Consider the following 14,111-nt stretch of genomic DNA (forward strand, 5'->3'; position numbering starts at 1 on the left):
TTCGACTGTTGTTGGAGAAGTCGAACAAGCTATTTTCGACTTAAACTCTATATATAGAACCGTTATTCGGATTACAGGGGTATCACCTGACGAATTTCGCGACTACCAAATTGAGTCTTCTGTTCCTAATCTAGTTCAAAACTTGACAGATGTACGAGATGACTTAAATCAAGTCTTAGATCAATTAGGACAAATGGGTGGCATGAGCAGTGAAAAAGAAGCTGTAATCATCACAATGAGGGACCAGCTTGACAGCTTAATACGAAACCCTGAACTGTTTTCAAGAGTAATTGACTCTTATAAAATGAACGTCAGTGCTTTGGGAACATGGATTATGCAAGTTATTGAACAGCCGCTTCAAATCGATGCTATTTACTTTACGTCACCAGATACACCGGCACCGTCACACCATGCGGGACTGTTCAGTAAGCTGGCTCATGAAGCAAAAAAACTCTACTACTCATTCATTATTGATTACAATGTCATCGGAAATGTGGCAGACGCATCGGAACAATCAGAAACTATCACTGTTTGGATTGGGAGCGGACGAGACCAAGCGAATGTGCTGAAAAAACTAGCCGATGAGAACTTTACTTATGAAACAGGCATTAATGTCAATGTCGAACTGGTAGATATTAATACGCTGCTTCAAGCAACATTAGCTGGTCAAGGACCAGATGTAGCCTTAGGAGTAGCCAATGACTGGCCGATGAATTACGGCTTAAGAAATGCCGTTATTGACTTAAGTGAGTTCGAAGATATCCATTCGATTCAAGACGACTTTTTTGAAAGCGCTTGGGAACCTTATGTCTATCAAGATAACATATACGGACTCCCTGAAACACAAACTTTCCCCATGATGTTTTATAGAAGAGACATCCTGGCTGAGTTGGATTTAGATTTACCGCAGACATGGGATGAAATGAAAGTGGCTCTTTCTGTTTTAAGTAAAAACCAGATGGACTTAGGTATGCTGCCGTCAGAACAGACTTACTCCATGCTCCTTTATCAAAATGGAGGAGAGTATTATGAAGAAAATGGAATTCGTTCAGCAATAGACTCAGAAGAAGGGATTCAAGCCTTCAGAGAATTTACAGAATTTTATTCAGACTACACCTTAGACAGAGAAACAAATATTGAACAACGTTTTCGTACAGGTGAATCCCCTATCATCATTTCAGACTTCACAACGTATAATAACTTAATGGTTTCAGCACCAGATATTCGTGGATTGTGGGGCTTTACAACTGTTCCTGGAACGGTTAGAGAAGATGGAACCATTGATAATACCGTGACAACGAATGGGATTTATATGCCAGATGGAAGAACGAGTTCCACAGCGGCTGTAATGATGGAAGGAACATCCAGTAAAGAAAATTCTTGGGAATTCTTGAAGTGGTGGGTATCAGAAGAAGCACAGACGGCTTTTGGTAAAGAACTGGAAAGTTTAATGGGAGCTGCGGCACGCTACCCAACTGCTAATAGACACGCCTTTGAAAATCTTCCTTGGCCAACTCGGGATTATCAGGCTCTATCAGCTCAAATGGAAAATTTAAGAGGCATTCCTCAAGTGCCAGGCGGGTACTTTACTTGGAGAAATGTGAATAACGCCTTCTATAGAACAGTGGTGAACCAGAACATGGCACCGAGAGAAGCATTAACAGAATACGTGCGCTACATTAATGATGAAATAAACCATAAACGAAACGAATTTAACATGGATATACTCACATCACCATAGGAGGAGAAAATGTGGAAAGTTTATCAAAACATGCCGTATTGAAAAAAAACATTAAGAAAAACAAAACATTCTACTACATGTTAGCTCCCTATTTTTTACTGTTTTTCTTTTTTACCATTCTGCCAGTTATTGCATCAATGGTTTTAAGTTTCACACACTTTAACATGCTGGAATGGCCCTCCTTTGCTGGGTGGGGAAATTACTTAAGACTATTTTTAGATGATGAAATTTTTATGATTGCTTTAAAGAATACACTGATTTTCGCAGTTATAACCGGTCCATTAAGTTATGTTCTATGTTTACTCTTTGCTTGGATCATTAACGAGTTTAAAGGAAAACTAAGAGCCTTTCTGACACTGATTTTTTATGCTCCATCCATTTCAGGAAATGCATTTATGGTATGGCTGATCATTTTGTCAGGAGACCGATACGGTTACTTAAATGGGATGCTGATGCGCTGGAGTTTGATTTTTGAACCGATCCAGTGGCTGAGAGATGAACGGTTTATCATGCCGGTTTTAATCTTGGTCCAGTTATGGCTGAGTTTAGGAACAGGGTTCTTAACTTTTATAGCCGGTTTACAGACCATTGACAAATCACAATATGAAGCAGCGGCTATAGACGGAGTATCCAACCGTTGGCAAGAGCTCTGGTATGTCACTTTGCCAGCTATGAAGCCTCAATTACTCTTTGGAGCGGTAATCCAGATTACACAATCCTTTGCCGTGGCTGATATTTCACTGCAGTTAGCAGGTAATCCTAGTGTGAACTATGCGGGAGCAACCATTGTTACTCACTTAATGGACTTCGGCAGTGGAATCCGATACGAGATGGGTTATGCCTCTGCCATTGCTACGGTCTTATTTGTACTCATGTTGACGACGAATAAGATGGTTCAGAAATTACTAGGAAGGGTGGGCGATTAAGTTGGATATTTCATTAAAAAAGAAACAGGTTAAAGATCAAACTGTAGCGCCCAAACCAGAGAAAGGGAGAAAGAAACATCCTTTTTCAAAACTCAAAAAACCGAACAAGACACATAAACTAGGACGGTCACGTGCAGGAAATGCTTTTATGTTTACGATTATGAGCATTGCTGGCGTATTCATGGCTCTCCCACTTATCATGATTGCCAATAATGCATTGAAGCCACTGGATGAGTTATTCCGGTTTCCACCACGTATCTTTGTTCAGAACCCGACATTTGAAAACTTTACGGACTTAATGGTGTTAATGAACAATTCATGGGTTCCTTTTTCCAGATACATTATGAATACGTTGCTGATTACAGGTATTGGAACAGTAGGGCATATCATTTTGGCGTCAATGGCGGCTTATCCGCTAGCCAAGCACGACTTCCCTGGGAAAAAGCTGCTTTTTCAAATGGTTGTTCTTTCACTGATGTTCAGTTATCAAGTAACCTTTATTCCCAACTATATGATTATTTCATTTATGGGGATTAACAACACTTACTTAGCTGTTATCTTACCCGCTTTTGCATACGGACTAGGCTTGTATTTAATGAAGCAGTTTATGGAACAAATACCAGACTCACTCATAGAAAGCGCTTATATAGACGGAGCTAGTGAATGGATGATTTTCTGGAAGATAGTTATGCCGAATGTCAAGCCTGCCTGGATGACGCTAGCCATTTTCCAGTTCCAGTCTTTATGGGCCAATACAGGAAGTGGCTTCTTGAGAAGTGAGCAGATTAAACCCCTACAGTTTGCTTTGTATCAGATTACCAATGGGGGTCCCGCTAGACAAGGAGCTGCGGCTGTCGTTCAGTTAATTATTGCGGCTGTTCCAATTACATTCTTCATCATGTGTCAAAGCCAGGTTATTGAAACGATGACCACATCAGGAATGAAGGAGTAAATAAATATGAAAAAAATAAAAATAGGATTCACACTCATATTGCTGCTTCTCCTGTCTGTACAGACGCTTACTGTATCCGCAGAGGTTCCTTACCACACGTACACGTATGATTATTGGGAGGATCCGATTAATATCCCTGCGCCTTATACACCTGACTTGACAATAACAGGTCAGGATTTGGAAAGTGGACAATTTAATAACCCTCAAGATATTACCGTTACGAATGACGGAAGAATATATGTGGCAGATACGGGTAACAATCGTATCGTGGTGCTGGACCATGACTTTCATTATATAGAGGTGATTGAAAGCTTCGACTCAGAAGGCGAAACAGAAACCTTTAACACCCCAAGCGGCGTTTTTGTATCTGACAAAGAGGAGTTATACATTGCAGATTCCAATAATAACCGAATTGTTGTGTTAGATCGCGACCACAAACTAGTTAAAACGATTCAGGATCCCCAATCAGAGATATTAGGAGACGGTTTTGTCTTTACGCCTTTAAAAGTAGCCGTTGACTATGCCGACCGTGTCTACGTTATTTCAAATAATATGTATCAAGGAATTATGACATTTGACGAAATGGGACAATTCAATGGTTTCAGCGGAACTATAAACGTATCGCTTTCCTTTAGTCAAAAAGTTTGGCGATTATTATCGACTAGAGAGCAAAGAGCGAGACAAGTCCTGTACATTCCGACAGAGTTTACGGGTATGGACGTGGATCCGGATGGATTCATCTATGCCTCAAACATTGATACGTTAGGAGACCAGGCAGTCAGACGTTTAAATCCAAAAGGACAAGATGTGATTAAAACAAGTCCGCGAAATGATTTAGGTGGAGATGTCACTTATCCATTAAGAGGAGCTTATGCCGGACCTTCAACCTTTAGAGACGTTGTCTATCGTGGGAACGGCGTATACTCCACTTTAGATTCTAATAGAGGACGTATATTCACGTACGATTATGAAGGAAACTTATTATATGTTTTTGGTGGAATGGGGACGCAAAAAGGAACTTTCCGCCGACCGGCTGCTATAGCTCAGAAGGGAGACGATTTAATCGTACTGGATGCGGGGAATAATGCTATTTTGAGTTTTGAACCGACACATTACGGTGCCTTAATCAATCAGGCTGTAGAAAAACGCTACTTGGGAGACGAATCAGAGACCGTCGCTTTATGGCAAGAAGTATTAAAACTCGATGCAAACAATGAAATGGCTTACATCGGTATCGGGAAAGCTCATTTAGCTAATGGAGACAATGCTTTAGCTGTCGAGTACCTCAATAGAGGAAGAGATAGAAATTACTATTCCATTGCTTACAGACGTTATCGTAATGAAATCATGCAAGAGAATTTCAATCTGATCATGACTGTTCTCGTTTTAGGGGTAGTGCTGTTTATGGTTTATAGACACTTGAATAAACGGCATAATTTTAAATTTAAGAATTATTTCCCTAAAAAGATTAAATTGAAAAAACAAGTGGCTGAAAGGAGAGAGGTCAATGTCTAAAGCAAAATTAAAACATGCCTTTTATTCCTTATCGCATCCATTCGATGGTTTTTATGAAGTAAGACATGATGGAAAAGGAAGTCTATTACTCGCTCTCTTGTTTGTTTTTTTCGCTTCTTTTTCGTATTCGCTTAACCGACAGTACGCTAGTTTCATTGTGAATGACACGAATCCTCTGGATGTTAATAGCTTGATAGATTTAGTCTCCATCTTTGCTATATTCTTTCTGTTTTGTGCGGGGAATTGGTCCATTACAACTTTGATGGAAGGAGAAGGACGGTTTAAAGATATAGTGACTGCGACAGGTTATTCTGTTATACCTATCATCTTATTCTTTTTACCAGCTACCTTCTTATCCCATTTAATTGCGGCTAACGAAGAAGCTTTTTATTTCTTACTCATAGGACTGGCAGTTGCTTGGGCTCTGCTTTTAATTTTTATGAGTAACATGACCATTCATAATTACACACTGACAAAAGCTTTAGCAACTATGCTTTTTACAGGGATTGCCATGTTAATTATACTGTTTCTATTGTTTCTGCTGTTTTCATTAATGCAGCAAATATATGGATTCTTCAATAGTTTATATATGGAAATTATCTTTAGGAGTTAGAAAGGAGAGTAAAAATGAAAAAGAAAAAAATCCTCATCATCACGCTTACGACTCTATTTCTGACTATCGGTGGTTTTGCCCTTTATATGGCATTGAATTATTTACTACATGATGACTATAAAAACTGGATAGAACCACCAGCGGTTGCTCAGGAAGGGATTGAATTCACTGCACTCTCTGACAGCGCAAGAGATATTCCAGATATGATATTAGCGGCAGAAAATGATCAGTTTAAACTCTACACGAATCCAACGACCTCTCATGTGGCTATTTATGATAAAGACAGCGGGATGACCGCCTATTCTAATCCTGTTGATTTAGAACAGGACGAATTAGCTACAGGAAGTAACCGGTCAGAACTTCAGTCTCAGATAGTCATAGACTATTTTGATTCGAATCGCAATCGTGTCAGAGTGAATAACTATGATATGAGTATAGCTAGTGAACAATTTACATTAGAGCATATTGAAGATGGGATTCGTTATACATATGTTTTAGCGGATAACACGAGTGAAACAGGAATTGTCCCCGTGACTATTTCAGAAACTGAACTAGAAGAACGCATCTTGAGCCAGCTGGACGAGTCAGATGCGCGGAATATTCGTGTGAACTACGGACCTTCAGATTCTGAAGAAGGGGAATTGGTTCTTCTCGAAGGGACCATTCGGTCAGCAATCAAATTAGATCGTATGAACCAACTGTTTGAGAAAGCCGGATTTACCCAGGAAGATTATGATGCATTACTTGCAGAAGAGGGAGAATCCGAGCGACTGAGTTTTACAGTGGCTTTGGAATATACCTTAACAGATTCTGGTTTAAAGGTAGATATGCCAAGTGAATTGATTGAAGAATCAGAAGGCAGCAGCATAGCCAGTATAGAAGTATTAAAGTTTTTCGGAGCACAAGGCTTAGATAAAGAAGGCTATATGTTAGTGCCTAACGGATCGGGATCGTTGATATATTTGAATAACGGCAAAAAAACCGACCCGTATAGTCAATATGTTTATGATTTAGATATTTCTTCCAAAGGGTATGTGACGACTGAGGAAAGAGAAATAGCACGTTTACCTATCTTTGGTATAAAAAATGAGACCGGTGGTATATTAGCTGTCATCCAATCAGGTGATTCACTTTCTCAAATAAAAGCAGATGTAGCTCAGCGTTTAAACTCTTACAACTATGTTTATCCAACTATTGCTCTAAGAGGAACAGAACAGTTAAGCATGTTTGGAATAACCGGGAATGAAGCGGATTTACCTGTAGTGGAAAGAGACCGGTATGATGTGACTTTTTCAATCGAATACACCTTGTTGCCAGGAGAAGACATTACTTACTCGGATATGGCGACTGTGTATAGAAACCAGCTTTTAGAAGAAAAGAGGCTAGTTAAACAGGCGGATATGGAGAACCTTCCTTTCTATTTAGATATAGTGGGCGGCGTTCAAAAACAAAAAGAAATCTTAGGTGTACCTTATACTTCGATGGAAATTATGACCTCATTTGAAGAAGCTCAGTCTATAGTTCATAGGTTAACGGAACAGGATGTCACTAATATTCGATTAAACTATTTAGGCTGGTTCAATGGCGGATATTATCATGATGCCCCTCAAAAAATACGTGATGTACGTAAATTAGGTGGCCAAAGAGATATGGAAGCCTTAAAAGAAACGGTTGAAGGGACAGGAGGGAAGCTATACGGAGATGTGGCTTTCCAGCAGGTTTCCAGAACATCTAAAAACTATAATTTAGCTTTAGAGAGTGCGAAATATTACTCTGGAATGGCTGTTGTAAGAGGAAAGGTTAACCCTCAAACCGTGAGAGAAACAGCTTCACTCGGCTATGATGAGGCTATTTATTCTATCGTCTCACCTAAATTCTTAAATCGCTATGTTGGGAAATTTGCCGATAATGTTGTCGACTATCCATTATCAGGAGTCTCATTAAGAGATTTGGGAGATGTGCTTTCATCAGATAAGAAACGAACAGAAGTTATTAATAGAGAATCGTCTAAGCAAGTAGTAGAACAAGCTTTCAACCAGTTATCTGAAACAGAAAAATCACTTATGGTAAAGGGAGGCAATGCCTATTCCCTTCCATACGCTGAAGATTTAATCAGTGTACCGACCAAGGGAGCAGGTTTTCACATAGTGGACACTCACATTCCGTTTTATCAAATGGTGGTTCACGGATCTATCCCTTATACAGGAGAACCCATTAATTTAAGTGGAGAAGTCGATTATACACGGACGCTATTGGATTTAATAGAAACAGGCAGTGCCCCACGCTATGCTTTGTCTTATGTTAATTCAGTGGAAATGAAATACACATCCTTAAATCATTATTATTCTACTGATCACAACACGTGGGTAGAACAGGCAAGTGAGATGTACGAGGTCGTTAATGAAGCTTTAAAACCAGTCATAAACAGTGCGATGACATCACACGAAGTGTTAGAGAATGGTGTACGAAAAATCACTTATGACAACGGTCATGTCTTTTATGTCAATCGCTCAAATGAAGAGGTAGAAGTAGATGGAGTGACCATACAAGCTATGAATTTTGAACAAACAGAGGAGGGAAGATAATGAAGAAAAAGCTATCTTTGAAAAACAAACGAGCCTTGACGGGCTTAGTCTTTATCTCTCCCTGGCTGTTTGGATTTTTGTACTTTTACCTGCGAGGCATTCTTCAAACAATCGAATTTTCATTAAGTGATGTGAGTGCTTTAGAAACAGGCGGATTTACAACTAACTTTATCGGGCTAGACAATTTCCGATTTGCCTTTTTCCAGGATCCTGAATTTAACCAGATTATTGTGAATACCGTAGTAGATATTTTAGTTGATGTGCCGTTAATCATCTTCTTCTCCTTGTTTATGGCCATGCTGCTGAATGGAAAGTTCCGTGGCCGAACAGTGATGCGGGCGATTTTCTTCCTACCCGTTATCATGAATGCCGGAGCCATTAACAGCGCACTGGAATTTGCTCAACAAAACATTGTAGGAGGAGTCAGTCCTGTTTCAAGTGAAGTCGCCGCTGCAGCAACAGAGGGACTGAATTTAAATACAATCATGATGACTTTCACTGACATTGGGTTCCCAGTCGCTATTCTTGAATATATCACAGGAGCTGTTTCTAGAATTTATTTAATAGTCAGATCTTCTGGTGTACAAATTGTCATATTCATAGCGGCTTTGCAAAGTATCCCTCATGCCTTATATGAAGTAGCTGAAATAGAAGGGGCCACAGCCTATGAAACATTTTGGAAAATCACTTTTCCCATGGTCTCCCCTTTAATTTTAACTAATATTGTCTACACCATCGTAGACTCCTTTGTTCAAAGTGAGGTCGTAGAAAAAACACAGACAGTCGCTTTCACCAATTACAATTATGGGGCAGGCTCAGCAATGAGTTTAGTCAGCACAATACTAGTCTGTATTATCTTAGGTATTTCAGGTTACATTATTTCTAAAAAAACCTTTTATTACAACTAATCAGTTTAAGAAGAAAGGAGGAATAAGATGGAATCAACAGTTAAAGATAACCAAAAGAAAGCAAATCGCATTAGTGTGATAAAAGGGAATGAAAATTTAGAGAGGTTGGTGAAGAAAAAAGCCACGCGTATTCTCTTAGGAATATTCAAATGGCTCGTATTGATTGGGGTAGCCTATATCGTGCTTTCTCCATTAATCAATATATTTGCCAGTTCATTTTTCTCAGCAAGCGATATGTATAATCCAGCCGTTTTTCTGCTACCGATGGAAGCGACGCTGGATGCCTACAGATCAGCATTTTTGAGAATGGATTATTGGTCAACATTAGCCCAAACAGCTGTATACACATTGACGCTGACGATTATACAGGTATTTATAACCTCTATGGTAGGATACGGTTTTGCCCGGTTTGATTTCCCGTTTAAAAAAATACTTTTTGCGTGTGTGATTTTAACCATTGTCATCCCGACTCATACCATAATGATACCTTTGTATATGTTGTTTAGAAATTTTGACCCATTCGGTGTTCTTTCACTTTTTGCCAACGGGCCACAGAACTGGTTAGGTTCAACCAGACCAGTTTACCTTATGACCCTTTTTGGAAGCGGTCTCCGATCTGGACTGTTTATATATATATTCAACCAGTTTTTCAGAGGCTTGCCGAAAGAAATAGAAGAAGCTGCATTTATAGATGGCGCAGGGGCTTTTTATACATATTTCCGTGTAATGATCCCAAATGCTATCCCCTCAATTGTAACAGTTACTGTATTTTCAGTCGTATGGCAATATAACGATACGTTTTATCCGAGGTTATTCGCTCTAAATTCAGGGTCATTGATGAGTATGAGAATTTCCACTCTGCAATCGACAGTAGCCTTCTTGGATGAAATTAAAGACCCGGTTGTTCAGCAGATTTATCTGCATGCTGGAATCGTACTCGTACTCATACCAGTGGTTGTATTTTATATACTCCTGCAAAGACAATTTATAGAAGGTATTGAGCGAAGTGGAATAGTTGGATAAACCATTAGTAAAGGGATTAACTGCATTATAAAAAACAAACAATAAGGAGAAAACAACATGACCAAAAAATGGAAATTTTTATATTTAGCATCAACAGCTTTACTGTTAGCTGCATGTGGGAATGGAAATACAGATACAGAAGAGACAACAGAAGATGCTAACGCAGAAACTGAAGAGGTAGCTGAAGAAACACCAGCTGATGAAGAAGGAACAGAAGAAGAGGGTTCTGAAGATCCCTTTGCTCACTATCCAGCGATTGACATGGGTGGAAGAACTATCAAAGTAGCCACATGGTGGGATTTCTTCTATGATAGCCGACACACAGATCCAATGGATAACCCTGAAGTGGGTAACGTAGAAAATGCTCAAATGGAAATTGATAACGTCAGACGGATTGAAGAAAAATATAATGTCCGAATCGAGTATGAAAACTTAGGTTGGGAAGGAATGATTGACAGCATTAACACATCCGTTGTTTCTGGAACACCTGACTACGACATATATACGGTTGATTTACAGTTTGGTCTATCTCCGGCGATGAACGGCTATGCCATTCCTATTGAAGAATTAGCTCCTGATTATGCCGACATCAAAAATGACCAAACAGTTATGACGCCTCTAGATACATTTGGGGAAGAGTATCTATTTGCAGAAACAGCTATTCCACAAAGTGCCACATACATGCTTTACAATGCTACTATGTTAGAAGAGCTAGGATTAGAAGATCCGTGGACATTAATGGAAAATGGGGAGTGGACTTGGGATAAATTTGCTGAGTTAGCCCAAGCAGCTACACGTGACACAGATGGAGATGGAAACATTGATGTTTACGGCTTCGGTGGAGTGACTACTGATACGACTATGGAATTTGTAGCATCTAATGGTGGAGCGATTGCGAATACGTTAGATGAGGGCTTAAGTGATCCGGCAACAGTTGAGGCCTTAGAGTTTATCTACAATATGTACCATGTCGATAACTTTGCTAGACCGTATTCTGATGACTGGGACGGGCAGTACAATGCATGGGTTGACGGAAGTGTCGCTTTTGCTCCAGTACACGCATGGAGCTTGGTCTCTAACGGCCCAGACTTGAGCTATGACTACAGAATCGTCAGATGGCCACAAGGTCCGAATGGTGACGGCACAACTGCTGGAGAAGCTATTGGTAACCACTACTTTATTCCAACTGGGGTAGAAGATGCCCAAGCTGTTTATCAAATCTTTGAAGAATTCAGAAACTGGTTTGCCTATGATATTGATTTACGCGATAACTATGACTGGTTCGAAACAGCCTTCACTAGCGTAGAAGATATGGATTTAGCATTAGAGATTGGTTCAAGCGGAAATGGCGATCTATGGAAATACTCTGACGTAAACGGTGGAGCAGGCGATGCGCTATATAACATCTTCATGGGTGAAATGACGGTGTCACAAGCTGTAGAATCTTACAGACAAGTCTTACAAGACGGTCTGGACAGCTTTCGCGCAGAATAAAGAACAATCTCAGAGAAAAAAATACCCGGAAAATACTCAATTCAATGATGATAGCTGGTTTTATGGAGTCGAAGGGGCTGGTCATTCAGGGGATGTCAAAAAGTTGACTCTTCATGAAAACGGTGAGACAGTCCCTTACCTCCAAGGGCTCGAAGATGATAGTTCATTTATTGTTTTTGATATCTATATTGAGGAAGAAGGCATGTATGACTTAAGCTTTCAAACATACGGAGTAGGTGGAGAGAAAACCAATTATCTTATAGTGGATGGTGAGGAAGTAGGCGAAATCCATTCAGAACCAGAGGTCTTCTCTGATTCTGCTGTAAGGTATGTGTATCTTGAAAAAGGAAACCACTCGGTAAAGATTGAAAAGTTCTGGGGATACATTGCAGTTAAAGGACTGAAAGTGATGAAGACAAAACCAATTAGTCAAGAAACGTATCAGCTGGATGCGACATTAGTTAATCCGAGGGCAACAAAAGAAGCCAGGCAGTTGATGCAGTTTTTAGTGGATAATTATGGAAAGAATATTCTGTCAGGACAAAGTGCTAACGACGGTCATTTAAGTCAGGAGTTTCAAGCTATTGCAAAAGAAACTGGTGGGAAAACACCTGCTATTTTAGGGCTGGATTTTATTGATGAGTCAGCTTCCAGAAGAGACCGTCTATCTCCTCCGAATGTATTGAAACACGCTGAAACATTCCATGACATGGGTGGAATCGTGACGTTTATGTGGCACTGGAATGCTCCAGAAAAATATTTGTACGATACGAATGAACACCCTTGGTGGAGTGGTTTTTACACCGAGCATACCTTCATCGACTTAGGTAAAATCATGAATGGGGAAGACCCGGAAGGCTATGATTTAATCGTTAAGGAAATGGATGAAGTAGCTGAACGCTTGAAAAAATTACAAGACCAGAATATCCCTATCCTATGGAGACCTCTTCATGAAGCGAGTGGTGGATGGTTCTGGTGGGGCGACAGCGGGCCTGAATCATTTATCAAATTATGGCAGCTGATGTACGATCGTTATGTGACTGTCCATGAATTGAACAACCTCATTTGGGTTTGGAATGGCCAAGGAAAAGAATGGTATCCTGGAGATGCCTATGTTGATATTATAGGAGAAGACATTTACCCAGGAAAACATGTTTATGGCTCTCAAGCAGAACGTTTTGCACAAGCAATGGACTATACTGATGCTAAAAAAATCATTGCTTATACAGAGAATGGGGTCATACCAGATCCGGATCTGATGATTCGAGATAACATCATGTGGAGTTACTTTACTACATGGAATGGTGAGTTTGTTATAAATGGGTTAGGTCGTTACTCAGAGGAATATACAGAAAAAGACATGCTTCAAAAAGTGTATTCTCACGAAAGAGTACTGACATTAGATGAACTGCCTGATTTATCCACTTATTCGTTAGACTAATATAAAGATTGAGAAAGAAGGAAACGACTAATGAAGAAATTATTTAAATACGATGGGCTGTTTTACCGGTTTATGAATAAATTTGGGAACCTGATTATACTCAATTTACTATTCTTGCTAACCAGTATTCCACTCATAACAATCGTTTCCTCTCTTTCTGCTCTTTATTATGCGACAGTGAAAACAGTCCGAACAGAAAATGGTTACCCTATGAGAGAGTATTGGGAGGCATTTAAAAGAGAAATAAAGAAAGGCTTACTTATGGGAACAGCTTTAGTGGTATCGGCTGTTGTCTTGTATATTGATTTACTTTACGTATCTCAGTCGCCTTCCTTATTCGGAGCACTCAGTTATGCCGTATTTATCCTACTCGCTATAATTTGTTTCGGTTTGCTTATTTACTACCCGATTGTATTGTCTCGATTTAAATTAAAGACGATGGAATTACTGAAATTATCATTATTTATGCTGTTTAAACATTTACCTTCTACTATTTTATTATTCATTATATATATAGCAGCCGGATTATTAATATTACTTATACCGATACCGCTGGCTTTCATTGTTCCGTCTATTATGTTATTTTTTACAAGTTTTATTACTGAAAAAATATTTAAAAACTACATGTCAGTAGATGAGAATGAAGATCCAAAATGGTATTTCGAATTGTAAGGTTGCATGTTTAATGTACATACGTATACAAGATGTTTTGAAGAGGAGTGTATTAATGGATTTTATTCGAGGATTTACGTTTGGTTATTTAAGCAAAAAAGGTGACTGGGAAAAAGAAGAAGCGCTTGAATCGTTGCATCTGCTAAAAGACCGGTGCGCTGCTTCTCATATTATTATGGTCTTTGAAAACCCTCGGCTATGCCGGGGGTTCCGGAAAGCTTCCAGCGTGGGGTCAAAAAAA

At 39.5% G+C, this 14,111-nt stretch carries 11 protein-coding genes and 1 pseudogene; all 12 read left to right on the plus strand.

From position 1 onward, the window contains the following. Window positions 1–1,741: ABC transporter substrate-binding protein (locus ABDZ53_RS01850; protein ID WP_343753402.1), on the plus strand; the 1,741-nt coding region annotated here is incomplete at its 5' end. A gap of 11 nt (window positions 1,742–1,752) precedes the next feature. Then, complete coding sequence (locus ABDZ53_RS01855; protein ID WP_343753405.1) at window positions 1,753–2,667, plus strand: carbohydrate ABC transporter permease; 915 nt, start codon at window positions 1,753–1,755, stop codon at window positions 2,665–2,667. A 1-nt stretch (window position 2,668) separates the two neighbouring features. After that, window positions 2,669–3,619, plus strand: a complete 951-nt coding sequence (locus ABDZ53_RS01860) for a carbohydrate ABC transporter permease (RefSeq protein ID WP_343753407.1) — start codon at window positions 2,669–2,671, stop codon at window positions 3,617–3,619. A 6-nt stretch (window positions 3,620–3,625) separates the two neighbouring features. Beyond that, entirely contained in the window at window positions 3,626–5,134 is a 1,509-nt protein-coding gene (locus tag ABDZ53_RS01865) for an NHL repeat-containing protein (protein ID WP_343753409.1), read from the plus strand. Then, window positions 5,127–5,747 carry a YIP1 family protein gene (locus ABDZ53_RS01870; RefSeq protein WP_343753411.1) on the plus strand — a complete coding sequence of 207 codons (621 nt, stop codon included), beginning with the start codon at window positions 5,127–5,129 and terminating at the stop codon, window positions 5,745–5,747. The genes ABDZ53_RS01865 and ABDZ53_RS01870 overlap by 8 nt, the downstream gene beginning before the upstream one ends. A 14-nt stretch (window positions 5,748–5,761) precedes the next feature. Then, the gene (locus tag ABDZ53_RS01875; protein ID WP_343753413.1) at window positions 5,762–8,332 is read left to right on the plus strand and encodes a DUF5696 domain-containing protein; all 2,571 of its coding nucleotides are present in this window, start codon (window positions 5,762–5,764) and stop codon (window positions 8,330–8,332) included. Further along, window positions 8,332–9,240: a carbohydrate ABC transporter permease gene (locus ABDZ53_RS01880; RefSeq protein WP_343753415.1), complete on the plus strand. Its 909-nt coding sequence runs from the start codon at window positions 8,332–8,334 to the stop codon at window positions 9,238–9,240. Before ABDZ53_RS01875 ends, ABDZ53_RS01880 begins: the two co-directional genes overlap by 1 nt. Window positions 9,241–9,267: 27 nt before the next feature. Next, entirely contained in the window at window positions 9,268–10,263 is a 996-nt protein-coding gene (locus ABDZ53_RS01885; RefSeq protein WP_343753417.1) for a carbohydrate ABC transporter permease, read from the plus strand. Between the two features lie 57 nt (window positions 10,264–10,320). Further along, on the plus strand, window positions 10,321–11,757 hold the full coding sequence (locus ABDZ53_RS01890) for an ABC transporter substrate-binding protein (RefSeq protein ID WP_343753419.1): 1,437 nt from the start codon (window positions 10,321–10,323) through the stop codon (window positions 11,755–11,757). A 103-nt stretch (window positions 11,758–11,860) separates the two neighbouring features. Then, window positions 11,861–13,198, plus strand: coding sequence for a glycosyl hydrolase (locus ABDZ53_RS01895; protein ID WP_343753421.1), 1,338 nt, complete (start codon window positions 11,861–11,863; stop codon window positions 13,196–13,198). Between the two features lie 30 nt (window positions 13,199–13,228). Further along, window positions 13,229–13,870: a YesL family protein gene (locus ABDZ53_RS01900; RefSeq protein WP_343753423.1), complete on the plus strand. Its 642-nt coding sequence runs from the start codon at window positions 13,229–13,231 to the stop codon at window positions 13,868–13,870. 55 nt (window positions 13,871–13,925) lie between these two features. Beyond that, window positions 13,926–14,111 (plus strand): annotated as a pseudogene (locus ABDZ53_RS01905) (hypothetical protein); the annotation flags it as partial.

This window comes from Alkalibacterium iburiense (assembly GCF_039521845.1).
In the GTDB taxonomy this organism is placed as follows: Bacteria; Bacillota; Bacilli; order Lactobacillales; family Carnobacteriaceae_A; genus Alkalibacterium; species Alkalibacterium iburiense.